General features: G+C 46.5%; 24 protein-coding genes and 1 pseudogene. 18 read left to right on the forward strand and 7 right to left on the reverse strand.

The annotated features are described in order from the left end of the window. Positions 1 to 4 precede the first annotated feature (4 nt). Entirely contained in the window at positions 5 to 1,135 is a 1,131-nt protein-coding gene (locus ACMAZD_RS17305) for a 5-(carboxyamino)imidazole ribonucleotide synthase (protein ID WP_435248064.1), read from the forward strand. Positions 1,136 to 1,203: 68 nt separating this feature from the next. On the opposite strand, the gene ACMAZD_RS17310 is transcribed toward ACMAZD_RS17305, so the two are convergent. The 4 genes from ACMAZD_RS17310 to ACMAZD_RS17325 are packed head-to-tail and all read right to left on the reverse strand — an operon-like array spanning position 1,204 to position 4,466. After that, positions 1,204 to 1,773: a DNA topoisomerase family protein gene (locus tag ACMAZD_RS17310; RefSeq protein WP_012605086.1), complete on the reverse strand. Its 570-nt coding sequence runs from the start codon at positions 1,771 to 1,773 to the stop codon at positions 1,204 to 1,206. A 12-nt stretch (positions 1,774 to 1,785) separates the two neighbouring features. Next, on the reverse strand, positions 1,786 to 2,262 hold the full coding sequence (locus tag ACMAZD_RS17315) for a DUF494 family protein (RefSeq protein ID WP_009848094.1): 477 nt from the start codon (positions 2,260 to 2,262) through the stop codon (positions 1,786 to 1,788). Positions 2,263 to 2,265: 3 nt separating this feature from the next. Next, complete coding sequence (gene dprA / locus ACMAZD_RS17320) at positions 2,266 to 3,378, reverse strand: DNA-processing protein DprA (protein ID WP_435248065.1); 1,113 nt, start codon at positions 3,376 to 3,378, stop codon at positions 2,266 to 2,268. Then, a complete protein-coding gene (locus tag ACMAZD_RS17325; RefSeq protein WP_435248066.1) occupies positions 3,375 to 4,466 on the reverse strand; it encodes a LysM peptidoglycan-binding domain-containing protein in 1,092 nt (363 codons plus the stop codon). Before ACMAZD_RS17325 ends, dprA begins: the two co-directional genes overlap by 4 nt. Positions 4,467 to 4,606: 140 nt before the next feature. On the opposite strand from ACMAZD_RS17325, the gene def reads away from it, so the two are divergent. The 6 genes from def to ACMAZD_RS17355 all read left to right on the forward strand — a co-directional run bounded on the left by def (position 4,607) and on the right by ACMAZD_RS17355 (position 11,167). Beyond that, positions 4,607 to 5,119, forward strand: a complete 513-nt coding sequence (gene def / locus ACMAZD_RS17330; protein ID WP_004735769.1) for a peptide deformylase — start codon at positions 4,607 to 4,609, stop codon at positions 5,117 to 5,119. Between the two features lie 38 nt (positions 5,120 to 5,157). Continuing rightward, complete coding sequence (fmt, locus tag ACMAZD_RS17335; protein ID WP_435248067.1) at positions 5,158 to 6,123, forward strand: methionyl-tRNA formyltransferase; 966 nt, start codon at positions 5,158 to 5,160, stop codon at positions 6,121 to 6,123. Between the two features lie 135 nt (positions 6,124 to 6,258). Then, entirely contained in the window at positions 6,259 to 7,539 is a 1,281-nt protein-coding gene (rsmB, locus tag ACMAZD_RS17340; RefSeq protein WP_435248068.1) for a 16S rRNA (cytosine(967)-C(5))-methyltransferase RsmB, read from the forward strand. A 110-nt stretch (positions 7,540 to 7,649) separates the two neighbouring features. After that, positions 7,650 to 9,026 carry a Trk system potassium transporter TrkA gene (gene trkA, locus ACMAZD_RS17345; RefSeq protein WP_004735766.1) on the forward strand — a complete coding sequence of 459 codons (1,377 nt, stop codon included), beginning with the start codon at positions 7,650 to 7,652 and terminating at the stop codon, positions 9,024 to 9,026. 96 nt (positions 9,027 to 9,122) lie between these two features. Then, positions 9,123 to 10,568: a TrkH family potassium uptake protein gene (locus tag ACMAZD_RS17350; RefSeq protein ID WP_435248069.1), complete on the forward strand. Its 1,446-nt coding sequence runs from the start codon at positions 9,123 to 9,125 to the stop codon at positions 10,566 to 10,568. Positions 10,569 to 10,594: 26 nt separating this feature from the next. After that, complete coding sequence (locus tag ACMAZD_RS17355; protein WP_435248070.1) at positions 10,595 to 11,167, forward strand: DUF3157 family protein; 573 nt, start codon at positions 10,595 to 10,597, stop codon at positions 11,165 to 11,167. On the opposite strand, the gene trhA is transcribed toward ACMAZD_RS17355, so the two are convergent. Together trhA and ACMAZD_RS17365 are read right to left on the reverse strand one after the other, a co-directional pair. Next, positions 11,164 to 11,817, reverse strand: a complete 654-nt coding sequence (gene trhA, locus ACMAZD_RS17360; RefSeq protein ID WP_102296550.1) for a PAQR family membrane homeostasis protein TrhA — start codon at positions 11,815 to 11,817, stop codon at positions 11,164 to 11,166. The two genes, ACMAZD_RS17355 and trhA, sit on opposite strands and share 4 nt — an antisense overlap. 144 nt (positions 11,818 to 11,961) lie before the next feature. After that, the gene (locus ACMAZD_RS17365; protein ID WP_435248071.1) at positions 11,962 to 12,753 is read right to left on the reverse strand and encodes a sporulation protein; all 792 of its coding nucleotides are present in this window, start codon (positions 12,751 to 12,753) and stop codon (positions 11,962 to 11,964) included. Between the two features lie 282 nt (positions 12,754 to 13,035). Between ACMAZD_RS17365 and ACMAZD_RS17370 the strand changes: the two genes are divergently transcribed. From ACMAZD_RS17370 to ACMAZD_RS17395, 6 genes are all read left to right on the forward strand, one after another. Further along, complete coding sequence (locus ACMAZD_RS17370; RefSeq protein ID WP_435248072.1) at positions 13,036 to 13,203, forward strand: hypothetical protein; 168 nt, start codon at positions 13,036 to 13,038, stop codon at positions 13,201 to 13,203. Positions 13,204 to 13,339: 136 nt separating this feature from the next. Further along, a complete protein-coding gene (locus tag ACMAZD_RS17375) occupies positions 13,340 to 13,603 on the forward strand; it encodes a YihD family protein (RefSeq protein WP_017109664.1) in 264 nt (87 codons plus the stop codon). Positions 13,604 to 13,903: 300 nt separating this feature from the next. Further along, on the forward strand, positions 13,904 to 15,322 hold the full coding sequence (gene ccoG, locus ACMAZD_RS17380; RefSeq protein ID WP_435248073.1) for a cytochrome c oxidase accessory protein CcoG: 1,419 nt from the start codon (positions 13,904 to 13,906) through the stop codon (positions 15,320 to 15,322). Between the two features lie 74 nt (positions 15,323 to 15,396). Then, positions 15,397 to 16,383: a serine/threonine protein kinase gene (locus ACMAZD_RS17385; RefSeq protein ID WP_435249402.1), complete on the forward strand. Its 987-nt coding sequence runs from the start codon at positions 15,397 to 15,399 to the stop codon at positions 16,381 to 16,383. A 55-nt stretch (positions 16,384 to 16,438) separates the two neighbouring features. Next, positions 16,439 to 17,038 (forward strand): thiol:disulfide interchange protein DsbA/DsbL, encoded by a 600-nt coding sequence (locus ACMAZD_RS17390; RefSeq protein WP_435248074.1) that lies wholly within the window; start codon positions 16,439 to 16,441, stop codon positions 17,036 to 17,038. A gap of 139 nt (positions 17,039 to 17,177) precedes the next feature. Beyond that, a complete protein-coding gene (locus ACMAZD_RS17395; RefSeq protein ID WP_435248075.1) occupies positions 17,178 to 18,134 on the forward strand; it encodes a DUF2860 domain-containing protein in 957 nt (318 codons plus the stop codon). A gap of 125 nt (positions 18,135 to 18,259) precedes the next feature. Here ACMAZD_RS17395 and ACMAZD_RS17400 read toward each other — a convergent pair. Continuing rightward, positions 18,260 to 19,784: pseudogene (locus ACMAZD_RS17400) on the reverse strand (YifB family Mg chelatase-like AAA ATPase). A gap of 470 nt (positions 19,785 to 20,254) precedes the next feature. Here ACMAZD_RS17400 and ilvG point away from each other — a divergent pair. From ilvG to ilvA, 5 genes are read left to right on the forward strand one after another with little or no spacing between them, the layout of a single operon-like run. Then, the gene (gene ilvG / locus ACMAZD_RS17405) at positions 20,255 to 21,901 is read left to right on the forward strand and encodes an acetolactate synthase 2 catalytic subunit (protein ID WP_435248076.1); all 1,647 of its coding nucleotides are present in this window, start codon (positions 20,255 to 20,257) and stop codon (positions 21,899 to 21,901) included. A gap of 1 nt (position 21,902) precedes the next feature. After that, a complete protein-coding gene (gene ilvM / locus ACMAZD_RS17410) occupies positions 21,903 to 22,187 on the forward strand; it encodes an acetolactate synthase 2 small subunit (protein WP_435248077.1) in 285 nt (94 codons plus the stop codon). Between the two features lie 12 nt (positions 22,188 to 22,199). After that, positions 22,200 to 23,168 (forward strand): branched-chain amino acid transaminase, encoded by a 969-nt coding sequence (locus ACMAZD_RS17415; protein WP_435248078.1) that lies wholly within the window; start codon positions 22,200 to 22,202, stop codon positions 23,166 to 23,168. 33 nt (positions 23,169 to 23,201) lie between these two features. Then, positions 23,202 to 25,043 carry a dihydroxy-acid dehydratase gene (gene ilvD / locus ACMAZD_RS17420; RefSeq protein WP_435248079.1) on the forward strand — a complete coding sequence of 614 codons (1,842 nt, stop codon included), beginning with the start codon at positions 23,202 to 23,204 and terminating at the stop codon, positions 25,041 to 25,043. 3 nt (positions 25,044 to 25,046) lie between these two features. After that, positions 25,047 to 26,591, forward strand: a complete 1,545-nt coding sequence (gene ilvA / locus ACMAZD_RS17425) for a threonine ammonia-lyase, biosynthetic (RefSeq protein WP_435248080.1) — start codon at positions 25,047 to 25,049, stop codon at positions 26,589 to 26,591. Positions 26,592 to 26,650: the final 59 nt, after the last annotated feature.

The following is a 26,650-nucleotide window of genomic DNA, read 5'->3' on the forward strand; positions in this document are numbered from 1 at the left end:
TTCCATGCATGTTCTTGTGTTAGGCGCGGGCCAACTTGCTCGCATGATGTCCCTAGCTGGGGCACCGCTGAATATTGAAATTTCTGCTTTTGATGTTGGCAGCAAAAATATTGTTCACCCATTAACGCAAGCGATTCTAGGTAACGGCTTAGAAAATGCGATTGAGCGTGCGGACGTCATTACTGCTGAATTCGAACATATTCCTCACGATGTACTTGAGGTGTGTGAACGCAGCGGTAAGTTCTTACCGACAACAGAAGCAATTAAAGCCGGCGGTGACCGTCGTCTTGAAAAAGCCCTGTTAGACGAAGCAAACGTGAAAAATGCCAAATACTACGTGATTAACTCTCGCGAAAACTTTGACGCTGCGATCGCTCACGTTGGCTTACCAATGGTATTGAAGAGCACACTTGGTGGTTACGATGGCAAAGGTCAATGGCGCTTAAAGACATTAGACAATGTTGACGCAACTTGGACAGAAATGGCCGAGTGCATTGCCGCAACAGACAACCAAGCGATTGTGGCTGAAGAGTTTGTTCCGTTTGACCGCGAAGTATCACTGGTTGGTGCTCGTGGTACTAATGGCGAGATTCAAGTGTACCCACTGGCTGAAAATGTTCACACCGACGGCGTGTTGAGCTTATCGACAGCGATTGATGACATTGAACTGCAAGAGCAAGCGAAAGCCATGTTCACTGCCATTGCTGAGCGCCTAGATTACGTTGGTGTGCTAGCACTTGAGTTCTTTGATGTTCAAGGTTCACTGCTTGTTAATGAGATTGCACCACGTGTTCATAACTCTGGCCACTGGACGCAACAAGGCGCAGAGACTTGTCAGTTTGAGAACCACCTACGTGCCGTATGTGGTATGCCACTAGGCAGCACCAAACTGATTCGTCCAACTGCAATGATCAACATTCTTGGTGAAGATACCCTACCTGAAGCTATTCTGGCTCAAGGTGGCTGTCATGTTCATTGGTATGGCAAAGAGAAGCGTGCAGGTCGAAAGATGGGCCACATTAACGTGAGCGCTGACTACAACGCAGAACTGCAAAGAACATTATGTTCACTAGCAGATATTCTCGATAAAAAAGCCTACCCTGCTGTGCATGAGTTTGCTGAGCAAATGAAGTAAGCCTACATTATGGATTTGATATAAAAATGGCGCTCAGTGAGCGCCGTTTTTTTGTTTATAACATCAGGTTATTGAGATTGAATGTGATGACACTTGCGATCAGCACATTGTTTCTTGGTTCCATTGGCTGTTTTCTTCTCAAGTAACAACGGAAACTGACACTCTTCACAACGACCGATAATAGGTGGTTGGTTTACTGCGAACTTACACTTAGGGTAGTTATCACACGCATAGAAGGTTTTGCCATAGCGAGATTTACGCTCAACCAAATGGCCTCTGCCACACTCAGGGCAAGCAACAAGTGGCTGTTCTTCAGGTTGTTCTTTTGGTTGATCCAAAGATTCGATGTGATTACACGTTGGGTAGCTGCTACAACCAATGAACATCCCAAAGCGGCCTTGCCTTAATACCAATTCGTTTTGGCATTTAGGGCACGGAACACCCAGCTCTTTCACCACATGACCATCATTTTGATGAAGAGGCTTGATGTAATCACAGCTCGGATACTGCTTACAGCCTAAAAATGGGCCGTGCTTACCATGGCGAAGCTGAAGCTCTCCACCACACTGTGGACATGGTTCATGCTCTAGTGCATGTTCATGTGCTGAAAAAAGCTGATTATCAATCTTACTACTCATGACAAGCCTGTATTAATGCAAGATACCTTGCTCTTTGGTGTACAACAGCTCTTCCATTTGCGTGTAAGCACTTTCATTACCCGGTACATTGAATAGCACCATTAAGATAATCCATTTCAGATCATCCAATTCAAATTCGTTGGTCTCAAGCCCCATCACACGATCAATCACCATTTCACGAATCTCTGTCGTGAGTACATTGATCTGTTCAAGGAACAGTAAGAAACCTCGACACTCCATATTAATGCGTGAAATCTCTCGACTGGTATAAATACGCATCGAAGTATTAGAACACACACTAATCGCCGCTTGGTTCTCGGTATCTTGCAATGCCGCAAGATCTTCTAACCAATGGAGGGCCTTATAAATATCATCTTGGTGAAACCCTGCTCGAAGAAGCTCATCTTCCAGCTCATCTTGATCCACCTGCAATTCAGAATCGCTATGGATGTAGGTTTCAAACAAGTACATCAGTATGTCCATCATCATAGCTTAGCCTCTCCCCTTTCGAATATAGCCACCGGAAACTGCAACAACATGCCCTGAGAGCTCAAGCTCTAAAAGCTGCATCATGACCTCATGCACAGGTATATGGGTTCTCTGTGCCAAAATATCAACGGGTGTCGCCTCTAACCCTACGTTAGCTAACAGCTGTGGAAATGGCAATTGTTCATTTTCCCCCATGCTGGGCGTAGATTCGAACAAGCTGAGTTGCTGATCGATAGACCAGTCTAACAGACTCTTTATTTCAATCAGAACATCTTGAGCATTTTGTACTAAACATGCTCCAGCTTTAATTAAGCTGTTGCCTCCGCGACTGGTTGGGCTGTGAATTGAACCGGGCAGCGCAAACACCTCTCGGCCTTGCTCCATGGCATATCGAGCCGTAATCAAAGAACCACTCTTTTCAGCTGCCTCAACCACCAAAGTTCCGAGCGACAACCCACTGATAATACGGTTACGGCGAGGGAAATGTTCAGGTCTTGGTTTTGCGCTTGGACGAAATTCTGAAATTAGCACCCCATTTTCACAAATCCTATCAGCTAGGTTTCTGTGCCGCGCAGGGTAAATGGAATCCAATCCAGATCCCAGCACCGCGAAAGTCTCTCCTCCTTTATCCAAAGCACCATCATGAGCATAGCCGTCAATGCCCAACGCTAAGCCACTGGTGACGATCAAACCATTTTGTACAAACTCTTTAGCGAAGGACTTCGCTGTCTGTAGCCCTTCAATACTCGCACTCCGACTGCCGACCATCGCGATTTGAGGCTCAATCAGTTTCTCAATGTGACCTTTAACGAAAAGAACACTTGGTGCAGAGGCGATCTCATTGAGCAGTTTGGGATAATGTGAGCAATTAGGAGTAATGATGTGATGGTTGGGTTGTCTTGCTTGCCATGCGAGACAAGCCTCAACTTCTCTTGGGGCTTGCTCTCTTAGATAGGAAATTTGCTTGGCAGACAAACCAAGTGCTTGTAGCTGCTGACTTGAGTAGCCAACAATATTAGAAGGATAATCAATACTCAGCAAACGAGAAAGACGCTTACCACCCAATTGCGGAACAAAACTTAGAGTTAGCCAAGCGCTCAGTTGTTGCTCATTCACTCGGTGCCCTTAACCTCTTCCGTAAAAGCAAGGTCCAAAGGCGATACCGCCAGAATGTCATTGCTTATAGGCTTAGAGCTCTGAGTGATCAACGCGAGGCTAAAATACTCATAAGGACGAATGACCATCAAACTACCGAGTGAGGTACTTGGCAATTGCACCTTATCGCTCGCTGCCGACTCTTCATAGCTGTATTCGCCTTGCTTACCAAACACCACCGCGCCGCTTTCGCTGAGCGTAAACATAGAGCCTTGGCGGAGATTGTCTTGCGAGCCTTTGTTAATAACCAAGACCTGATTCTTTGCGCTGTATTGGCTGCCATCTAACGAACCCAAGATATTAGCAAACTGACCCGCAGCACTAGGCGCAGGATAAAACGTGGTTGAGAGCTTCACCTGATCAACGCCAAGCTCTGGTAACACGAGGTCATTAAGTAACACCTCTTGCAGCTGAGTCTCTATCTGTAAACTACTGAACTCAGCACCCACCTCTTTCAGGCGCGCCGTGGCGACCAAACGCAAAGAAGTCATACTCGCTTGAGGTTGCTGTCGTTGGTAAGTTTCGACAGAACGGTAAATACCCCATTTTTGATGTTGCTGGTTGCCCGAGATAAGTAGTCGGCCTTCACCCGATAAGAAACGTTTACCATCACTTGTCCCCAACACTCGTTGAGCCGATTGGATATCTTGCTGCTCAACCAAGCGATCAGATTGTAGATATGGCAGAACAAGCCCCTCATTCACGGCAGGTACTGCTTTCTTCTCTGATACACGAATCTTAGGGCTTAGCTTGATGACGGGTTTGAGGCTTAATACAGGCTCGCCATCAATCCAAATCAGAGACAACTTGTCTCCGGGGTAAATAAGGTGAGGGTTTTCTATCTCAGGATTTACCTGCCATAACCTTGGCCACAGCCATGGGTTGTCGAGATACATCGCGGATATATCCCATAAGGTATCCCCCTTAACCACCACATACGCCTCGGGTGCGCCTTGTTTAATGGTTAAAGGTTGCTCACTATTTTCAGCCATCACGGCGAACGAAAGCGAGGCAAAAAGAAGAGATAAAGCGGGGAAAAAATGACGCATGACCTAGGTTCCTTGGTCTGAATATATGACATCTGATTAGAGAATTAACTTCAGGATGCTGTCATTTGACCTCTAAAATGTCTAGAATTGAGCCAACAAGGTTTAAGCTGTTTCGGCACAGTTCAATATTTCGAGTGTATATGTCTGTATTACAAGTATTAACATTACCAGATGATCGTCTACGTACCGTGGCGAAACCGGTAAAAGAAGTTACCCCAGAGATTCAAAAGTTCGTTGATGACATGATTGAAACCATGTACGACGAAGAAGGTATCGGCCTTGCTGCGACGCAAGTAGATTTCCACCAGCGCATCGTTGTTATCGATATTTCAGAAACACGTGACGAGCCTATGGTTCTGATCAACCCTGAAATTACCGACAAACGTGGCGAAGATGGTATCGAAGAAGGCTGTCTATCTGTACCAGGCGCTCGAGCTCTAGTTCCTCGCGCTGCAGAAGTAACGGTTAAAGCATTAGACCGTGAAGGTAACGAATTCACATTCGACGCTGACGACCTTCTGGCAATCTGTGTTCAGCACGAACTTGACCACCTAGAAGGCAAGTTGTTTGTTGATTACCTATCGCCACTAAAACGCAAACGTATTCAAGATAAGCTAGCGAAGATTAAACGTTTCAACGAGAAACAAGGTTAATCACCGCTGCTATTACTAAATAAAGAAGGAAGTCTACCTTGAGTCAATCTTTAAGAATTGTCTTCGCAGGTACTCCGGATTTCGCCGCCCGTCATTTGGCGGCGTTGTTGTCTTCGGAGCATGAAGTTATTGCTGTTTACACACAGCCAGATCGTCCAGCAGGCCGCGGTAAAAAGCTGACTGCGAGCCCAGTAAAAAACATCGCACTTGAAAACAATATTCCGGTTTACCAACCAGAAAATTTCAAGTCAGATGAAGCTAAGCAAGAGCTAGTAGATTTGAATGCTGACATCATGGTTGTTGTGGCTTACGGCTTATTGCTTCCACAAGCTGTATTAGATACGCCTCACTTGGGTTGTATCAACGTGCATGGCTCTATCTTACCGCGCTGGCGTGGTGCTGCTCCGATTCAACGCTCTATCTGGGCGGGAGATAAAGAGACTGGCGTGACGATCATGCAGATGGATATCGGCCTAGATACTGGTGATATGTTAAGTATCGCGACGCTACCAATCGAAGCAACAGACACCAGCGCATCAATGTACGAGAAGTTGGCTGGCCTTGGTCCTAATGCTCTTGTTGAATGTTTAGCTGACATAGCTTCTGGTAAAGCCGTTGCAGAGAAGCAAGACGACGAACTTGCTAACTACGCGAAGAAGCTAAGCAAAGAAGAAGCTAAAATTGATTGGAATGACAGTGCAGAACACATCGAACGTTGTGTGCGCGCTTTCAACCCATGGCCAATGAGTCACTTTGCGATTGTTGATAGCAGCTCTAATGATGAAAAAAGCATTAAAGTTTGGCAGACACGTGTTGATGAAGAATCGACATCTGCACCAGCTGGCTCAATCATCAAAGCAGATAAGACTGGTATTTATGTTGCGACTGGCGACAAAATACTGGTTTTGGAACAGCTACAAGTTCCAGGTAAGAAAGCCATGTCAGTTCAAGACATCTTGAACTCACGTGCAAGCTGGTTTGAAGTTGGCACTCAACTTTCTTAACCACTTTAAAGCTACTCAATATGTACTTAAAAGCATGTGGCTTATAAAATATGTAGCTTATAAAAACACAGTTTAGAAAACCTTTACGAGGGCAGAGATGCCCTCATGTATTCAAATAAATATTCGGTACCCCTCATGAATGTTCGCGCTGCAGCTGCAAATGTCCTATTCCAAGTTGTCGATAAAGGCCACTCTCTTTCACACGCTCTCCCTGCGGCTCAAAAAACGATCCGCCCGCGAGACCATGCTCTACTGCAAGAGATTTGCTACGGCGCACTTCGTTACCTGCCTCGCTTAGAGTCAATTGCTAACGAACTGATGGAAAACTCGCTTAAAGGTAAAAAGCGCGTATTCCACCACCTGATCTTAGTAGGCATTTACCAGTTGAGCTTTATGCGCATTCCTTCGCATGCTGCCGTTGCTGAAACTGTTGAAGCAACCAAAACCCTGCGCGGCCCAAGTCTCAGTGGTTTAATCAATGCAGTGCTTCGCAGCTATCTGCGCGATCAAGAAGAGCTAGATGAGAAAGCAGTTAGCCACAATGCGGGCAAATACAGCCATCCAAGCTGGATCCTAAAAATGCTTCAAGAAAGCTACCCAGATCAGTGGGAGCAATTGGTTGAAGCAAACAACAGCAAGGCACCAATGTGGCTGCGCGTAAACCGCCAACACCACACTCGTGACGAGTATGTTGAACTGCTTAGAAACGAAAACATTGAATACACACTGCACCCAGAAGCGGCTGATGCCATAAAATTAGCGTCACCTTGTGATGTTACTTTACTTCCTGGTTTCGACCGAGGCTGGGTATCAGTACAAGACGCTGCAGCTCAACTTTCTGTTGATTACCTAACACCAAAAGATGGTGAGCTAATCCTAGATTGCTGCGCAGCACCTGGCGGTAAAACTGCGCACATTCTTGAACATACTCAAGACACTGAAGTGGTTGCGATTGACAGTGATATTAAACGCCTAGACCGCGTTTACGATAACCTTGAACGCCTACAACTGCGTGCCGACGTAATCTGTGGTGATGCTCGCTACCCTGAAGAGTGGTGGACTGGCAGTCAGTTCGACCGCATCCTACTTGATGCTCCGTGTTCAGCGACCGGTGTAATTCGCCGTCACCCTGACATTAAGTGGCTACGCCGTGCCTCTGATATCGATGCACTAGCAGAGCTACAAAGCGAGATCTTGGATGCAATGTGGCGCCAGCTAAAAGAAGGTGGCACCATGGTTTATGCGACATGCTCTATCACGCCGCAAGAAAACGTGCTGCAAGTGAAAGCATTCTTAGAGCGTACCGAGAACGCAACGCTGGTTGGGTCTGATATCGAAAAACCGGGTCGTCAAATACTGCCTGGTGAAGAAGATATGGATGGCTTCTACTACGCAGTTCTAGTAAAACAGGCATAACAACTAACAGCGGCTAAGAATTTATTTCTTAGCCGCTGTTTCTTTCTAGTGCATTATCAAAGCGAAATGAGATCACTAGGATTACAACGGCAAAAAATAAGAGAAAGGCTATGAAGATCATTATTCTAGGTGCTGGACAAGTTGGCGGTACCCTTGCTGAAAACCTAGTGGGTGAAAACAATGACATCACGATCGTCGACCGTAATGCCGACCGACTGCGTGAACTTCAAGACAAATACGACCTTAGGGTTGTAAACGGCTATGCCAGCCACCCGAACACACTACGTGAAGCGGGCGCGCAAGATGCCGACATGTTGGTTGCCGTAACCAACATGGATGAAACCAACATGGCCGCATGTCAGGTTGCCTTCTCTCTGTTTAACACACCGAATCGTATTGCCCGTATCCGCTCTCCACAGTATTTAGAAGAGAAAGAAGCACTCTTCAAATCAGGTGCGATTCCGGTCGATCACCTGATTGCACCCGAAGAGCTGGTAACCAGCTACATCGAGCGCTTGATTCAATACCCAGGTGCACTGCAGGTTGTGAGCTTTGCTGAACAGAAAGTGAGCCTAGTAGCAGTAAAAGCTTACTACGGTGGACCATTGGTTGGTAACGCACTGTCTGCTTTGCGTGAGCACATGCCTCACATTGATACTCGTGTTGCGGCTATCTTCCGTCAAGGTCGCCCTATTCGCCCACAAGGCACTACCATCATTGAGGCCGATGATGAGGTTTTCTTTGTGGCAGCGAGTAACCACATCCGCTCAGTAATGAGTGAGCTTCAGCGTCTAGAGAAACCGTATCGTCGAATCATGATTGTGGGCGGTGGTAACATTGGGGCAAGCTTGGCGAAACGCCTTGAGCAGAGCTACAGCATCAAGCTTATCGAGCGCAGCTACACTCGTGCCGAGAAGCTATCTGAAGAATTAGAAAACACCATCGTATTCTGTGGTGACGCAGCCGACCAAGAACTGCTGACCGAAGAGAACATTGATCAGGTGGATGTGTTCATTGCCTTAACTAATGAAGATGAAACCAACATCATGTCAGCGATGTTGGCTAAGCGAATGGGTGCCAAGAAAGTAATGGTACTGATTCAGCGTGGTGCCTACGTCGATCTGGTTCAGGGCGGTGTGATTGATATTGCGATCTCTCCACAGCAAGCGACCATTTCTGCGCTGCTTACTCACGTTCGTCGTGCTGATATTGTAAACGTATCCTCTCTACGTCGTGGCGCTGCTGAGGCGATCGAAGCCATTGCTCACGGTGACGAAACCACATCTAAGGTTGTTGGTCGAGCGATTGGCGACATCAAACTGCCACCGGGCACCACCATTGGGGCGATTGTTCGCGGAGAAGAGGTGCTTATCGCGCACGATAGAACCGTAATCGAGCAAGATGACCACGTAGTAATGTTCCTAGTGGACAAGAAATACGTACCTGATGTTGAGTCTCTATTTCAACCGAGCCCGTTCTTCTTATAGCTTTGTTCTCGTAAGCTTCTTCTCACAACTTTCTTCTAGTGAGAACGACGCTCTGGCACAAAGCTGTAATCAATTAAAGCTATGGTCTATTAAGCTATGGTCAACTTTCGTCCGATATTATTAGTGATAGGGTTAGTGTTATCGAAGCTCGCCCTTTTCATGTACATCCCTACATTGGTTGCCTTTTTTACTGGCACCGGTGGCTTCCTCGAGTTTGGTCAATCGGTAGTGATCACTCACATTGTGGCGTTCATCTGCTTAAGCTTAGGCCGCTCCGCTAAGTTTCGATTAGGGGTGCGGGACATGTTCCTTATTACCTCTTTGGTATGGACTATTGCCAGTGCCTTCGCTGCACTGCCCTTTGTCTTCATCAACCACATCAGCTTCACTGACGCCTATTTTGAAACCATGTCTGGTATCACCACGACAGGATCAACCGTATTAAGCGGCTTAGACAGCATGGCACCAAGCATTCTGTTATGGCGTTCTATACTGCAATGGTTAGGCGGCATCGGCTTTATCGTGATGGCGGTAGCCGTTCTGCCAATGCTTAACGTCGGCGGTATGCGCCTGTTCCAAACCGAATCTTCCGATTGGTCAGATAAAAGTAGCCCTCGAGCGAAAACCGTCGCCAAAAACATTGTGGCGGTTTATTTGGTACTGACAGGCTTGTGCTTGGTGAGCTACCTGTTTGCTGGAATGAGCGTCTTTGATGCCATCAATCACGCATTCACAACGCTCTCGACTGGCGGTTACTCGACCTCAGACGGCTCAATGAATCATTTCTCTAACAGCGCCCACTGGGTCGGAACTGCGTTCATGTTCCTTGGTGGTTTGCCGTTCTTACTGTTTGTCAGTGTACTTCGAGGCCGAAAGCTCTCATTACTCTATAAAGACGCGCAAGTCAGAGGTTTCACTTACCTATTCTTATTCACCAGTGCTGTGATCTCCACATGGTTGGTGATGAGAGATGGGTATAGCGTGATGGATGCTCTGCGTGTCTCGATGTTCAACATCGTATCAGTCGTCACCACAACCGGTTTTGGCTTAGAAGACTTCACCGCATGGGGCGCACTACCAACCACACTGTTTGCCTTCCTAATGATGGCCGGGGCTTGTTCAGGCTCAACCTCTGGTGGTATTAAAATATTCCGCTTCCAGATCGCGATGACCATGCTCCACAAACAAATGATGAAGCTGATTCATCCGTCAGGTGTGTTTGTGCAACGCTACAACCAACGCCCAGTCAGTGACGACATTGTTCGCTCATTAGTCGCATTTGGTTTGATGTTCTTTATTACTATTATCTTAATCGCTGGTGGTTTGAGTGCGATGGGATTAGACCCAATAACAAGTATCTCAGGTGCGATTACAGCCGTAGCCAACGTTGGCCCAGGCATGGGCAGCGTGATCGGTCCAACGGGGAACTTTGCCCCACTACCAGACGCCGCTAAATGGTTATTAAGTTTAGGTATGTTGATGGGCCGACTTGAGATACTGACGCTAATTGTTCTATTTTTCCCAGCCTTTTGGCGACGCTAATTACGCGAATATTTAAGGAAGCACAGATGAAATCATACCTACTTATCGCAAGCGCACTGCTTAGCAGCTCTGCATTCGCCGACCAAATGGTGACTCTGCAAGATGGTAAACAGATACTGCTAAAAGATGACTTTACGTGGCAATACGTGGCACAGAAGCAAGCAGAAACGGCGACAACATCAGAAATCGCAGTCCCTGTTGCAGCAGCGCCGGTTGTAGCCGTCCCAATCGCGACTAATGTGCGTGGTACTACGATTGTTATTGATAGCAAGAAGCCAAGCTTACAGCTATCTCAATCGGGTGTGGATGTAGTATTGGGTGAGAGCCACTACGAAGATGGCGAACTGATCATCCCAACGGCGATTACCAACCAAGGTACGCAGGCTGTGATCTTAGTTTCTTTGAAATTAGGAGTGTATTCACCAAGTGGGGAATTATTAGAAGAGAAAACGGTAGCGGTTTGGAAATCGATAAAGCGTATGGCGGATACCTACCTTCGACCAAAAACCGATGCCGAAGGTACGCCGCTTAACCTAGCTGTTGATCAATACCCAGAGTATCAAATCAAAGCTGAAATCGTTGAGGTGCTGGCTCGTTAAACCGGAGTCACGTACAGATAAATAGCGAAGAAATGGCAAGCGCAGCCCGCCAATACAAACAAGTGCCAGATGGCATGGTTATAAGGGATGCGTTTTGCCACATAGAAAATCACACCCAGCGAGTAAATCACCCCACCCACCGCTAGCAACACCAAACCACCGATATCGATGTTCATCGCTAATTGATAAACCACAATCAAAGATAGCCAACCCATCGCTAAGTAAATGAACAGCGATAGACGCTTAAATCGGTACACGAATGCTATCTTCATGATAATACCGACCAACGCAATTCCCCAGATAACCGCCATCAAGCCCATTGCCAGTGGGGTTCTTAATCCGACCAATAAAAAAGGTGTGTAGCTGCCTGCGATCAATAAATAAATAGCACAGTGATCGAGGGTTTTCAGTAAGCGCTTGGTTTTTTCCGTGGTGATCGAGTGATAAAGCGTAGAAGCAAGAAACAGAAGGATAATGCTACTGCCATAGACCGTCATGCTGGTAATAGTCAGCATGTCAGCTTGATAGTCAAACGCACGAATCAGCAGCAGGATTAAACCAACCACACCAAGCACCACGCCTAAGCCATGAGTTATCGCATTAGCGCGTTCTTCGATGTCACTGTATTCGCTCGCCGATGATGCAGACATGATTATCCTACTAGAGTAAATGTTCGATTAGACTAGTATTGCACATTAAGCTTACACGTGTAAGCTTAAATTTTCATGGCAAAATGACTTATGAGGTGCGCAATAAAGCTAACCAATGTGATTAAGAAAATAAATGCGATTCAGCTAAGAGGCGCTTTCTAGATACTCGACCACCATTTTACCGGCATCTTCTGGTGAAGTATCAAGCGGGACGCTCAATTGGCGTTGTAGCTGACAAATACCAAGTAAGCTCGCTAACATGCCTTTGGCACCATCGCGATTTCTATCGATCTCAAACCACAGCTTGAGCTCTGTTTCATCGTGGTGTGCAACCACTTCCAATTCACGCCAGCGGCCATGATAAGGGCCTGTGGTTGGAACAAATTCAAACTCTTGTACAAACGGTAACTCAAAACCTTCCACCGCTTCACACTCGACTTGGCGAATGCGTAGCCCTTGAGCTTCAAGTTCGTTAAAAATACCATCGAGCAGCGGATCGGGGCGAACCGTCAAAACGTCTTTATCAGACGGGTCGATTGCCATCGCAATATCGAGTCCTGTCTCTAACCAAACCTTGGAATCACCAATCGTCACTGGGGTATTCAATGGCACATCGAACTCACATTCAAAATCGCGAGTTTCCCCCGGCTGAATAACAAAAGCATACGGTAGGCTCCATTTGGCCAACGAGTATGTTTGGTGCATTCGCCGTTTATGACTGCCTTCTTGCCTTTGCGAGTTCATCGTGACTTCTTTGACATAGCGGCAACACAGATTGAGATCGATATTGTCGATCTCCTGTGGCTGAGCGCCACCGTACACATGCACAATAATGCTCGCCTTCTTACCTGGGTAAAGCACTTCCTGTTGCAATACAGAGTCCACCTTGGCAGACCCAATTCCAAAACTTGCTAACGTTTTCTTCAAGAACGACATATGCACCTCCTTTAAAGCATCATCTTAAGCCTGAAAGAGGTTCAAACTCAAATATACTGCTCACACTATTTTAGCTCTAATATCGTCTATTTATCACTCAGACGTCGATCGATAACTGAGATAATGGTAATCTAGCCTTGATATGCATGCATATCATTATCCTGATTTATTATTCGGATTGGCGAGAGCCAGACGAGTGAAGCCTCAAGCAATTGGAGCCAAGCTCATAAGAAGTCAGGCCATTAGATTGGCAATGGATATGCCTGACCGTTAGGTTACTGAATGCGCCCAACAGCTGTCAGGATCTCGCACACCAACCGTAGTGCGATGCGTCGTCGTAGTGGCTTTGTTGCTGCTCCAATGGCAAAGAAATTGGCTCCAACAATGACTTTAGTAGAGAAGACTACTTTATTAGCACCGACTCCAACTAAAGTAATTAAAGCCGCTTAACAAAAAGCGCAGTTTTTACTGCGCTTTTTTCTTTTCTAGCACAGTCCCGTCCTGAAATGTGTTTACACATTGGTATTCCCTATCCGATTTGATACCTTAACCACAAATCATTATAAAATTTGTGGAGAATTAAAGTATGAAGTGTCACCGCATTGAAGAACTTCTTGAGCTTATGGAGCCTGAGTGGCAAAAAGATCAAGAGCTTAACTTATTAGAGTTCATCATTAAGCTATCAAAAGAAGCGGGCTACCAAGGTAAGCTTGAAGATCTGACTGATGATGTTCTTATCTATCATCTAAAAATGCGTAACAGCGAAAAAGATGAAATGATCCCAGGTCTAAAAAAAGACCAAGAAGATGACTTCAAAACAGCGATTCTGAAAGCGCGCGGCATCATCTAACCAGCTTTAAACGATCACACAGACTTTCAACAAGCGCCTACTCGGTCGCTTATTTTGTTTCTGTTCGCTATTTTTTCGTCACAACTGTTACCACTTTTGTTGTTAAAGGTTGATTGCGTTAAAGAAATGGCAACAAGATTGCCGTTATAATCGCCACCCATAAGAATCTTCTAAAATAATAAGAGTCAGTGCTAAGTCAGCCCATGCACCAAACTCGAAGCTTAGGTTCTCTAACATCATATTTTAAAGCAATGTCGTCAATACTCTCGCAGAAGGGTATAGCCACCAAAAGGATATTCCATGAGTCAGGATAAAATCGATATCAAAGATGTGACTCCTAAAACCTTTAACCCTAAGACACATAAAGGTAATGGAGATCGATTTAACCCAAGTAACCGCATCTATGTGCGAGAAAGCAAAGGTAAATTCCAACAGTTACGCCGCTATGGCGGTTGGTTCTTACTTTTACTTTTTGCGCTTATCCCATGGCTCCCATTTGGTGAACGACAAGCGATCTTGCTCGATATCGGCAGCCAACAGTTCAACTTCTTTGGTACAACTCTGTACCCACAAGATCTGACGCTACTCGCCATCCTATTCATGATTGCGGCATTTGGCTTATTCTTCATAACCACCTTCTTAGGACGTGTCTGGTGTGGCTATTTGTGCCCGCAAACCGTCTGGACCTTCATGTACATCTGGTTCGAAGAGAAACTGGAAGGCGCGGCTAACAAACGTAAGAAGCAAGATTCAAACAAACTCACCGCCAATTTGGCGATCAGGAAAACACTCAAACACATCGCATGGTGGGCTATTGCTATCGCAACCGGTCTCACCTTCGTTGGCTACTTCATTCCAATCAAAGAGCTGGTGATTGGCTTCTTTACCTTTAACTCCACTTTTTGGCCTGTGTTTTGGGTACTGTTCTTCGCAGGTTGTACGTATGCCAACGCGGGTTGGATGCGCTCGATAGTTTGTCTCCACATGTGTCCGTATGCGCGTTTCCAATCGGCGATGTTCGACAAAGATACCTTTATTGTGGGCTATGACAACGAACGTGGTGAAAGCCGTGGTCCTCGTTCACGTAAAGTGGATCACAAGCAACTCGGCTTAGGCGACTGTATTGACTGTAATTTGTGTGTGCAAGTATGTCCGACCGGGATTGATATTCGTGATGGCCTTCAATACGAGTGTATTAACTGTGGCGCGTGTATCGATGCCTGTGACAACACGATGGAACGTATGGGTTATGAGAAGGGCCTGATCAACTACACCACTGAGCATAGGCTTGAGGGGCACTCAACCAAGGTGATGCGTCCTAAGCTGCTAGGCTATGGAGCCATATTGATTCTTATGCTTGGTTTGTTCTTCGTCCAAATAGCAAGCGTTGACCCTGCAGGTTTAAGTGTTCTACGTGATAGAAACCAGCTGTTCCGAATCAATAGCCAAGGACTTGTTGAAAACACCTATACCCTAAAAGTGATTAACAAAACCCAGCAAGAGCAAGAATATAAGCTTGATGTGAGTGGGCTTCCAGAATCGATCTGGTACGGTAAGCAAACCATTACCGTCGAACCAGGCGAGGTTCTGAATCTACCTCTCAGTTTGGGAGTCGATCCAGAAAAACTCAGCTCACCAGTTTCGACAATTCAGTTTATACTCTCGGACAATGAAGAGTTTACGATAAAAGTCGAAAGCCGCTTTATCAAGAAGCTCTGATACCAATCATCTGAACGGTTGGTATAACACCCAAATAAATGGAAAAAGGCTCAGCAATGAGCCTTTTTTATTATATGACGATGCAAGCCTTTAACTTTGATAACCTAACCCCTGACTTCATGTGGTACGCACTGGAGAGCATTGGGGTTCGCGCTGAATCCGGGCTTCTCGCTCTTAACAGTTACGAAAATCGGGTCTACCAATTCACCGATGAAGACCGCAAACGCTATGTTGTTAAGTTTTATCGCCCTCAGCGTTGGAACAAATCACAGATCCAAGAAGAACACGACTTCGCGTTAGAGCTGATCGAACAAGAGATGCCAATCGCACCGCCAATGCGTATCAATGGTGCGACCTTACACGAATACCAAGGCTATCTGTTTGCACTGTTTGAAAGTGTCGGTGGCCGACAGTATGAAGTGGATAACTTAAACCAATTGGAAGGTGTAGGTCGTTTCCTTGGTCGAATCCATAAGGCGAGTGCAGGCAAAATATTCCAACATCGTCCAACCATCAGCCTACATGAGTATTTGTATCAGCCACGTAAGATATTAGAAAACTCTCAGTTTATCCCGACGCATCTAGAAAATGCGTTCTTCAATGACGTCGACCTTCTAATTAAAGAGTTAGAGAGCCAGTGGCCGAGCAATACTGATAATATCCGCCTGCATGGCGATTGCCACCCGGGTAATATTCTATGGCGCGACGGACCAATGTTCGTCGATCTCGATGACGCGCGTAATGGCCCTGCGGTTCAAGATCTGTGGATGCTGCTTAACGGTGAGCGCCAAGATAAGCTGATGCAACTCGATATTCTGCTAGAGAGTTATCAAGAGTTTTGTGATTTTAATCCCTCGCAACTGAAACTAATCGAACCACTACGCGGTCTACGTATGGTGCATTACATGGCATGGTTGGCTAAACGATGGCACGACCCGGCGTTTCCTTTGGCCTTCCCATGGTTTAATGACCCGAAATATTGGGAGCAACAAGTACTTGCTTGTAAAGAGCAAATTGCTACCCTGCAAGAGCCACCACTTTCGTTAATGCCTCAGTGGTAACCGCAATCGCAACATACAACTAGATAAAAATTCAAATATAATGGAGATTGGATAAATGAAAAAGCTATTCGCATTTTTCTCATTGATCATGTTGAGCCTTTCAGCTCACGCTGCGAAATTTAACGAAGGTGAACACTACAAAGTTCTCGATCTAGAAGCATCAAAGAAGCCAATGGTGGCAGAGTTCTTCTCTTTCTATTGCCCACACTGTAATAGCTTTGAGCCTATCATCCAGCAGCTAAAACAACAGCTACCAGCTGACGTGAAGCTACAAAAGAACCATGTATCATTTATGGGCGGCAACATGGGTCTGCCAATGAGCAAAGCTTACGCGACCATGATTGCGCTTAAAGTGGAAGACAAAATAGTGCCAGTGATGTTTAACCGCATTCATAACATGAACAAGCCACCACGCGATGAAGCAGAACTACGTCAAATCTTCTTGGACGAAGGCATCGACGCGAAGAAATTTGACGCTGCTTACAATGGCTTTGCAGTGGATTCCATGGTTCGTCGTTTCGACAAAGCATTCAAAGACAGCGGCCTTTCAGGTGTGCCTGCTGTCGTGGTTAACAACCACTACCTAGTAGAAGCTCAAGGTATTAACTCTCTTGATGAATACTTCGAGCTGGTTAACTTCTTGTTAAAGAAGTAAGGCAATGATTAAAGAAAGCTTCGGCTTCCTTTTTTCCCCTAGTTCAAAAATCATCATTGATAAATGATCAGCCACAAAACTCAGAGCTTTACTGACATTAATCGCCCACCCTAAGAGCCGGTGGGCAAGGAACTCTTAAATGAAAATAAAAATCACACTTCTCGCATTGAGCGTTGTTGCTTCGCCAGCCTTTGCCAAACTTGCAGACGAACAAGGTTTTAGTGGTGAAATCTCTATCAATACCGGGGTAACCTCTTCCACCTCAAATTTTAATACCGACGCTGATAGCACCCTCTCGTCAAATACACAGAAAGCCTCATCTGAAAGCTCATTTCTTGTCGTACCTTTAGGCAGTCTCGCTTACACCTTTGGTGAAAAACTAAATCACCAGGTGTACACAGGTACCGCTCGTGAAGATATAGCAACCGGTACTTTAGTGCTGGAGGTTGGCTATAAATACCAACTAGAGTCTGGCATGACTATCGACGCATCACTTCTGCCAACGATTATGTCTGGTGAGACTTGGGCTAATCCATACAAAGTTGGAGAAGCTCGTAGCAAAACGGACGAAACCGGTAATGCGTTCCGTCTAAAGCTAGACAGCATTGCTGGCTCTCCATTCTCATTGGACATGGCCTTCGCAACCAGAGATGTAGAAAACGATCTGGTTGGATACAAAGAACTAAAGCGTGATGCGGATACCTTCTACCTGAAAGGTCAGTACCGTCAGCCTATTAGCCGCACCATAATGCTGGTTCCGTCTTTGATTTATCAATCAACGGATGCAGAAGGTGATGCAGCATCATTCGAACAGTTAGGTGGTGAAGTCAGCTTATTCGGTAGTATGGGTCGTCACCAGTACGCACTAACTGCGGGTTACAACCAACGCTCTTACGATGCAAGTAACCCTATCTACGGTAAGAAGCGCAGTGACGACAACATCAACCTGTTTGCCGCGTATGAGTATGATAAATTCATGGATTGGGAAAACTGGTCGTTCGTTTCTCTTGCGGGTTACGGTACCAGTGAGTCAAACATTACCTTCTACGATGAATCACAATATATCGTCTCAGTTGGCTTGAACTACAAATTCTAGTTAGGCATCACTGCTCGCTAATAACCATCAGTTCACAACAACGAAAGCCTGCGTAAAGCAGGCTTTATTGCTTTTATACCAATCACAGTAAATAAATGACACGTTGTTTACTACGATTGGTATGACTACACAGCTTGAGCTGTGAGTTGCTTCAACAATCTGTCCATCGCTCGATAGCCTAGCGCCTCCGATAGATGCTGCTTTTCGATCAGCTCGTTACCGTCAAGATCGGCAATGGTTCGCGCGACCTTAATAATGCGATGATAGGCACGAATCGATAAGCCCAATCGATGCAGCGCTGTTTCTAAAAATTCCGCATCCTCGCGTCGCAACGGGCAATACTTTTCGATTTCTCGGCTGCCTAACAGCGCATTCGATTTATGGTTCCTAGACAGCATCAACTGGCGCGCTTGCTTGACCCTTTGTTTGACCACTTGAGTTGTTTCGCCACGATCGCCACCTTCAGCCAACATCCCTTTGGGCAGTAACGGGATCTCCAATGACATATCGAATCTATCCAATAACGGCCCCGATAATCGATTGAGGTAGCGCAATATGATCTGTGGATTAGCTCGCGCTTGATTACCTTCGTAGTAACCTGTCGGGCTGGGGTTCAGCGCACCCACTAATTGAAAACGTGCCGGGAAACGTGTCTTGCCTGCCACGCGTGAAATAATGATCTCGCCTGACTCCAGAGGCTCTCGTAATGAATCGAGAACCTTGCGTTCAAACTCATATATATCTCATCAAGAAACAACAATCCGTTATGTGCCAAAGATATTTCACCGGGGCGAGGTATCGAGCCACCACCGACCAATGCTGCCATCGAGCTCGAATGGTGTGGAGAACGGAAAGGTCGTTGTTTCCAGTTGTATTGATTAATCTCTTGTTGCGTTAAAGAAGCCACCGAAGCGGTTTCCATCGCCTCGTCGTCACTCATCTCAGGTAACAAATCGCGCAATCGAGAAGCCAACATGGTTTTTCCAGTTCCGGGCGGGCCCAGAAAAAGCAGGTTATGGTTACCCGCCGCAGCAATTTCTACACTCGCTTACCTTGCTGTTGACCAATAATATCTTGTAAGTCACGATTATCTGACACATCGACATGATGATGCTCGGTTCGATATAAACCAAGCTGAGCCTGGCCACACATATCCGCACAAACCTCTAGCAAGGTTTGCGCTGATTTATGAGCCCCCTTGCCGACTAAGGCTGCCTGATCACCATTGTGGTGTGGAACCACTAAACATCGCTCGACACTATCGGCCGCTAATGTCGCTGGTAGCACTCCTTTGACTGAGCGCAGCTCTCCCGATAACGCTAATTCACCAATAAACTCATGTTGAGCTATTTTGGATGTGGGTAGTTGATCGGATGCCACCAAGATTCCAAGCGCGATTGGCAGGTCAAAACGCCCTCCCTCTTTGGGTAAATCCGCAGGAGCGAGATTGACGGTGATTCTTTTCGATGGGAATTCAAAGCGAGAATTGATGATGGCACTCCTCACTCGGTCTTTCGATTCTTTAACCGTCGTCTCAGGTAAACCCACCAGCGTAAAGCCAGGCATTCCGTTGCTTATATGCACCTCAACGGTCACTTCTGGCGCCTCTACACCCACACTAGCTCGGCTATGAATTATCGCGAGTCCCATAACTTTCCTTTGTCTTTGATTTAAAAGTATTCACTCTGGATATTCATTGCTCACCAAAGCGATAAGATTGTTATATAGCGTGGTGGAATGGTGTTTTAATGTGAAAAAAGAATGACATTTTCCTTGTCATGCGGCAGATTTGTGTGATAACACTAGAGATGTAGACAATTACTTAAGACAATAAACGAGAAAACTCGAATTTTATGAACTTCAATGCTCGCATTTACGCACTGATTAACCTGATTATCGTAGTCATTATTAAGACTACGCGGGGGCGAGTGGGAAAAAAGTAACCACGAATTAGAAAAAACCCCCGCACTGAAAAGTCCGGGGTTTTTTCTAATTTGACGATTCGATTTTTATATTTGAAACACTTTCGGCTTTGCCGATTTACAGGAAGAATGGGAGCACAAGATGTGCATAGACAATGGAAACAGTTACCAAAATATAGGTAATACGGGGAAATTCCGATGAAAGGCGCAGAACTAGTTGTATCCGCATTAAAACAGCAGGGTATTGAAACCGTATTTGGTTACCCAGGTGGTGCCATCATGCCAATCTACGATGCACTTTATGACGGTGGGGTTGAGCATATCCTATGTCGCCATGAGCAAGGTGCTGCAATGGCCGCTATCGGTATGGCACGTGCAACACAAGACGTCGCTGTTTGTATGGCAACCTCAGGTCCTGGCGCCACTAACCTAGTGACAGGTCTTGCTGATGCCTTTATGGACTCTATCCCACTCGTCGCCATTACAGGCCAGGTTGCTAGCTCCCACATTGGTACCGATGCATTCCAAGAAATGGATGTGATTGGTATGTCTCTGTCATGTACTAAACACAGCTACCTCGTTACCGATATTGAAGATCTTGCTCCAACATTGGCTGAAGCATTTATCGTTGCAAAAGCAGGGCGTCCCGGTCCGGTTATTGTCGACATAGCTAAAGATGTTCAGCTAGCAGAATCCCCTGTAAAAATTCTTCCTGAATTTACACCACCAACAATTCCTGTTGTGACAACGGATGCCATTGAACAAGCACAGTACTTCTTGTCTCAAGCGACTCGTCCTGTTTTATACGTAGGTGGTGGCGTTCAACTGGCGAAAGCAACCGATGCAGTTCGTGAGTTTTTACGTCTAAATCCAATGCCTGCAGTAAGCACACTAAAAGGCTTAGGTACCATTGAACGTGACGACCCACACTACTTGGGCATGCTAGGTATGCACGGCACTAAAGCGGCTAACCTAGTAGTTCAAGAAAGTGACCTGTTGATTGTTGTTGGCGCTCGTTTTGATGACCGAGTTACCGGTAAGCTCGATACCTTTGCACCGCACGCTAAGGTTATCCATATCGATATCGATGCGGCAGAGTTCAGTAAACTGCGTCTGGCCAATGCGCCTATTCGTGGTGACATCAACAAGATCATGCCTCAACTAGAGCTAAGCCAAGACATCTCCTCTTGGGTTCACCACTCTGAAGGGCTGCGCAGCTCATTCAAATGGCGCTACGACCATCCAGGCGACCTTATCTTCGCACCTCTGTTGTTGAAGCAACTGTCAGACATGATGCCTGCGAGTTCTATGGTTTCAACCGATGTTGGCCAACACCAGATGTGGGCAGCTCAACATATTCAGCCTCGCGATCCACAAAACTTCATCACTTCAGCGGGCTTAGGCACTATGGGCTTTGGCCTACCGGCAGCGATGGGTGCATCGGTTGGGCGTCCTGATGACCAATCCATTCTAATCTCTGGCGACGGTTCGTTCATGATGAACGTGCAAGAGCTTGGTACACTGAAACGCCGCCAAATCCCAGTGAAGATGGTGTTGCTTAACAACTCTCGTTTAGGCATGGTTCGCCAATGGCAATCTCTGTTCTTTGATGGCCGACACAGTGAAACTATCTTGGATGACAACCCTGATTTCGTCATGCTAGCGAAAGCGTTCGATATCCCGGGCAAAACCATCACGCGTAAAGAAGAAGTAGAGCCAGCATTGAAAGAGATGCTTGAGAGTAAAACCGCTTACCTACTTCATGTCCTTATCGATGAAGAAGAAAACGTATGGCCACTAGTACCGCCAGGAGCTTCAAACAGCGAAATGTTGGAGAACACATAACATGAAAAGATACTTATTAGACATCAAAGCCGATGATAAACCAGTACTGTTAGAACGTGTTCTTCGTGTTATCCGCCACCGTGGTTTCATCGTTAAGCAAGTGGCAGGCACCCAAAACCACGAAAGCAAAGTCGCGAGCATTGAGATCATTGTCGACAGTGACCGCCCGATTTCTTTCTTAGTTAATCAGATCGAGAAGCTGTGGGATGTACGTACCGTTGACGTTATCTCCATCAGTCGTAATGAATTGCCAAACAATAACTTACAACAAAAAATTAGTGCATAAGGAACCGCAAACATGACAGCTAAAACGGCAGACTATATTTGGTTTAACGGTGAAATGGTTCCTTGGGCAGAGGCGAACGTTCACGTCCTGACTCACGCAATGCACTACGGTACTTCTGTATTTGAAGGTGTTCGTTGCTACAACACGCCAAAGGGTCCGGTTATCTTCCGTCACCCAGAGCACGCAAGACGCCTAAAAGACTCAGCGAAAATCTACCGCTTCCCAATTCCTTTTACTGAGGAAGAAATTATGGAAGCGACTCGCGAAACGCTACGTCAAAATAAGCTAGAGTCAGCGTACATCCGCCCTCTCGGCTTTGTGGGTAACGTTGGTTTAGGTGTTTGCCCTCCTGAAAACACAAAAATGGATCTGATCATCGCCGCTTTCCCATGGGGTTCTTACCTAGGTGAAGAAGCGCTAGAAAATGGCGTAGATGCGATGATCTCAAGCTGGAACCGTGCAGCGCCAAATACTATCCCAACCTCAGCAAAGGCTGGCGGTAACTACCTATCATCACTACTCGTTGGTGGTGAAGCTCGTCGTCATGGTTACGATGAAGGTATTGCTCTGAGTGTTGATGGTTATCTTTCAGAGGGCGCAGGCGAGAACATTTTTGTTATTCGTAACGGCATTCTCTCTACACCACCAGCAACCAGCGCGATTCTACCTGGCATCACTCGTGACTCGATCATGACGTTAGCAAAAGACATGGGTTATGAAATCCGTGAAGAGAACATTGCTCGTGAAGCACTGTACCTTGCTGACGAAGTCTTCATGACAGGCACGGCTGCAGAGATCGTTCCGGTTCGCAGCGTAGACAAAATTACAGTAGGTGAAGGCAAACGCGGTCCTATCACTGAAAAAGTTCAAGCAGCTTACTTTGGTTTATTCAATGGCACGACTGAAGATAAGTGGGGCTGGTTAGATTATGTTTACCCAGCAAACCACGCGTCAAAAAGCCAAACACAAACCACTAAGTAAGCAACAGCCAAATATTTTATAAGGATTAAAGCAATGCCAATCTATCGTTCAGCAACGACTACCCACGGACGCAACATGGCTGGTGCGCGCGCTTTATGGCGTGCAACTGGCGTTAAAGATGATGACTTCGGTAAGCCAATCATCGCGGTTGTAAACTCTTTCACTCAATTCGTACCAGGCCACGTTCACCTTAAAGATATGGGTCAACTGGTTGCGGGTGAAATCGAGAAAGCGGGCGGTATCGCTAAAGAATTCAACACCATCGCTGTCGATGATGGTATCGCAATGGGCCACGGCGGCATGCTGTACTCACTGCCATCACGTGAGCTTATTGCAGACTCAGTAGAATACATGGTCAATGCACACTGTGCGGATGCGATGGTGTGTATCTCTAACTGTGACAAAATCACTCCGGGCATGATGATGGCTGCAATGCGCCTTAACATCCCAGTAATCTTTGTATCAGGCGGCCCAATGGAAGCAGGTAAAACCAAGCTTTCAGATCAGATCATCAAGCTCGACCTTGTTGATGCAATGATCCAAGGTGCCGATCCAACAATTTCAGATGAACAAAGTGAGCAAGTAGAACGTTCTGCATGTCCAACTTGTGGTTCATGTTCAGGTATGTTCACAGCCAACTCAATGAACTGTCTAACAGAAGCTCTTGGCCTATCTCAGCCAGGTAACGGTTCTATGCTGGCGACGCACGCAGACCGTGAAGAACTGTTCATCAATGCAGGTAAGCGCATCGTTGACCTAACCAAGCGTTACTACGAGCAAGACGACGAGTCAGCACTGCCACGCAACATTGCAAACCGCGCAGCATTTGATAATGCGATGGCGCTTGATATCGCGATGGGTGGTTCTAGCAACACCGTTCTTCACCTTTTAGCGGCCGCTCAAGAAGGCGACATTGATTTCGATATGGATGATATCGATGCGATGTCTCGCCGCGTTCCACACCTATGTAAAGTGGCACCTTCAACTCCGAAATACCACATGGAAGATGTTCACCGCGCTGGTGGTGTGATGGCTATCCTTGGCGAACTTGACCGTGCAGGTCTGCTGAACAACCAAACTCGCACCGTGCTTGGTTTAAGCATGCAAGAGCAACTTGCGCAGTACGACATCATGCAGACAGAAGACGAAGCCGTGCTTAAGTTCTTCCGTGCTGGCCCTGCGGGCATCCGTACAACTAAAGCTTTCTCACAAGATTGCCGTTGGGATCGCCTTGATGACGATCGCAAAGAAGGTTGTATTCGTACTAAAGAAAACGCATTCAGCCAAGAAGGTGGCCTAGCGGTACTTTCAGGTAACATCGCCGTTGATGGTTGTATCGTTAAGACTGCAGGTGTTGATGAAGAAAACCTTAAATTCCAAGGCCCAGCAATCGTATTTGAAAGCCAAGATACAGCAGTAGAAGGTATCTTAGCGGGTAAAGTAAAAGCAGGCGAAGTCGTGGTTATTCGCTACGAAGGCCCTAAAGGTGGTCCAGGTATGCAGGAAATGCTGTACCCAACGACTTACTTGAAATCAATGGGCCTAGGCAAATCATGTGCTCTACTGACTGATGGTCGTTTCTCTGGTGGTACATCGGGTCTGTCTATCGGTCACGCTTCTCCAGAAGCAGCAAGCGGCGGCGTAATTGGTCTAGTGAACACAGGTGATATCATCACTATCGATATCCCTAACCGCTCAATCACGCTTGATGTGGCTGAAGATGAACTAACAGCACGTCGTGAAAAACAAGATGCATTAGGCTGGAAACCAGAAAACCGTCAGCGTGAAGTGTCATTCGCACTGAAAGCTTACGCGAGCATGGCAACCAGTGCCGACAAAGGCGCAGTGCGTGATAAGTCTAAGCTTGAGGACTAATCTATGAGTGACGACACCTCCACTCCCAAAAAACAAAGTGGCGCAGATTATCTGCGCCAGATCCTGAGAGCGCCGATTTACGAAGCAGCAATCGTGACACCTCTGCAAGATATGCCGCGTCTGAGCGCTCGTATCGCTAATCAGGTTCAGCTAAAACGAGAAGACCGCCAGCCGGTACACTCGTTTAAGTTGCGCGGCGCCTACAACATGGTTTCAAGCCTTTCTGAACAACAGAAAGCCGCAGGTGTGATCGCTGCATCAGCAGGAAACCACGCACAAGGTTTGGCGCTATCTGGCTCTAAGCTGGGTATTCAAACCACGATCGTGATGCCAAAAACGACGCCGGATATCAAGGTCGATGCGGTACGCGGGTTTGGCGGTAAAGTGGTTTTGCACGGCAGTAATTTCGATGAAGCGAAAGCGGAAGCGGAACGCCTATCAGCTGAACATGGCTTCACCTTTGTTCCTCCTTTTGATCACCCATTGGTGATTGCGGGGCAAGGTACTATGGGCATGGAGATGCTGCAGCAAAACGGTCACATGGATTATATCTTTGTGCCGGTTGGTGGTGGTGGCTTAGCCGCTGGTGTTGCAGTGCTTATCAAACAACTGATGCCAGAGATTAAAGTGATTGCGGTAGAGCCTGAAGACTCAGCTTGCTTGAAAGCAGCACTGGATGCGGGTGAACCAGTGGTACTGGACCAGGTCAGCATGTTTGCTGATGGTGTTGCGGTTAAACGCATTGGTGAAGAAACCTTCCGCCTTTGCCAACAGTACATCGATGGCCATATTGCCGTTTCTAGCGATGAGATCTGTTCTGCTGTGAAAGACATCTTTGAAGACACTCGTGCGATTGCCGAGCCTTCAGGAGCGCTTGCTCTGGCTGGCCTTAAAAAGTTTGCTGAACAAAACCAACTGCAAGGTAAACAACTGGCGACGGTATTGTCTGGTGCGAACACCAACTTCCACGGTCTACGTTATGTCTCTGAGCGTTGTGAATTAGGTGAGAAGCGAGAAGGTCTGCTTGCGGTTACGATTCCAGAACGACAAGGTGCATTCTTAGAGTTCTGCAATCTGATTGGTGGTCGCGCAGTGACGGAGTTTAACTACCGCCACAACGACGAAAGCCTAGCGAATATCTTCGTTGGTGTACGCCTACAAGGTGGTCAAGAAGAACTGCAACACATCATCAATGACCTACGTGAAGGTGACTACGCGGTTGTCGACTTGTCTGATGACGAGATGGCAAAGCTGCACATTCGTTACATGATTGGCGGTAAACCATCGAAGCCATTAAAAGAGCGCCTTTACAGCTTTGAGTTCCCTGAATACCCAGGAGCATTGATTAAATTCCTTGATACCTTAGGCACTCACTGGAATATCAGCTTGTTCAACTATCGTAACCATGGTGCTGATTACGGTCGTGTGCTGTGTGGTTTTGAGCTTGGGGATGACGATTTGGCTCAGTTCTCTACGCACTTAGAAGAACTCGGCTACCAATGCAAAGATGAAACCGATAACCCTTCCTACAAGTTCTTCTTGTCTTAAGAGTTCGGCCTAAGCATCAAAAAGAGCGAGTTATGATAACTCGCTCTTTTTATTGGGCT

Source organism: Vibrio sp. nBUS_14, assembly GCF_051201655.1.
GTDB lineage: Bacteria > Pseudomonadota > Gammaproteobacteria > Enterobacterales > Vibrionaceae > Vibrio.

Bases quoted from the DNA above. Each gene is read 5' to 3' on its own strand.
- ACMAZD_RS17305 (WP_435248064.1), top strand. From the start codon at position 5: ATGCATGTTCTTGTGTTAGGCGCGGGCCAACTTGCTCGCATGATGTCC.
- ACMAZD_RS17310 (WP_012605086.1), bottom strand. From the start codon at position 1,773: ATGAGTAGTAAGATTGATAATCAGCTTTTTTCAGCACATGAACATGCA.
- ACMAZD_RS17315 (WP_009848094.1), bottom strand. From the start codon at position 2,262: ATGATGATGGACATACTGATGTACTTGTTTGAAACCTACATCCATAGC.
- ACMAZD_RS17325 (WP_435248066.1), bottom strand. From the start codon at position 4,466: ATGCGTCATTTTTTCCCCGCTTTATCTCTTCTTTTTGCCTCGCTTTCG.
- def (WP_004735769.1), top strand. From the start codon at position 4,607: ATGTCTGTATTACAAGTATTAACATTACCAGATGATCGTCTACGTACC.
- rsmB (WP_435248068.1), top strand. From the start codon at position 6,259: ATGAATGTTCGCGCTGCAGCTGCAAATGTCCTATTCCAAGTTGTCGAT.
- trkA (WP_004735766.1), top strand. From the start codon at position 7,650: ATGAAGATCATTATTCTAGGTGCTGGACAAGTTGGCGGTACCCTTGCT.
- ACMAZD_RS17350 (WP_435248069.1), top strand. From the start codon at position 9,123: ATGGTCAACTTTCGTCCGATATTATTAGTGATAGGGTTAGTGTTATCG.
- ACMAZD_RS17355 (WP_435248070.1), top strand. From the start codon at position 10,595: ATGAAATCATACCTACTTATCGCAAGCGCACTGCTTAGCAGCTCTGCA.
- trhA (WP_102296550.1), bottom strand. From the start codon at position 11,817: ATGTCTGCATCATCGGCGAGCGAATACAGTGACATCGAAGAACGCGCT.
- ACMAZD_RS17365 (WP_435248071.1), bottom strand. From the start codon at position 12,753: ATGTCGTTCTTGAAGAAAACGTTAGCAAGTTTTGGAATTGGGTCTGCC.
- ACMAZD_RS17370 (WP_435248072.1), top strand. From the start codon at position 13,036: ATGCGCCCAACAGCTGTCAGGATCTCGCACACCAACCGTAGTGCGATG.
- ACMAZD_RS17375 (WP_017109664.1), top strand. From the start codon at position 13,340: ATGAAGTGTCACCGCATTGAAGAACTTCTTGAGCTTATGGAGCCTGAG.
- ccoG (WP_435248073.1), top strand. From the start codon at position 13,904: ATGAGTCAGGATAAAATCGATATCAAAGATGTGACTCCTAAAACCTTT.
- ACMAZD_RS17385 (WP_435249402.1), top strand. From the start codon at position 15,397: ATGACGATGCAAGCCTTTAACTTTGATAACCTAACCCCTGACTTCATG.
- ACMAZD_RS17390 (WP_435248074.1), top strand. From the start codon at position 16,439: ATGAAAAAGCTATTCGCATTTTTCTCATTGATCATGTTGAGCCTTTCA.
- ACMAZD_RS17395 (WP_435248075.1), top strand. From the start codon at position 17,178: ATGAAAATAAAAATCACACTTCTCGCATTGAGCGTTGTTGCTTCGCCA.
- ilvG (WP_435248076.1), top strand. From the start codon at position 20,255: ATGAAAGGCGCAGAACTAGTTGTATCCGCATTAAAACAGCAGGGTATT.
- ilvM (WP_435248077.1), top strand. From the start codon at position 21,903: ATGAAAAGATACTTATTAGACATCAAAGCCGATGATAAACCAGTACTG.
- ACMAZD_RS17415 (WP_435248078.1), top strand. From the start codon at position 22,200: ATGACAGCTAAAACGGCAGACTATATTTGGTTTAACGGTGAAATGGTT.
- ilvD (WP_435248079.1), top strand. From the start codon at position 23,202: ATGCCAATCTATCGTTCAGCAACGACTACCCACGGACGCAACATGGCT.
- ilvA (WP_435248080.1), top strand. From the start codon at position 25,047: ATGAGTGACGACACCTCCACTCCCAAAAAACAAAGTGGCGCAGATTAT.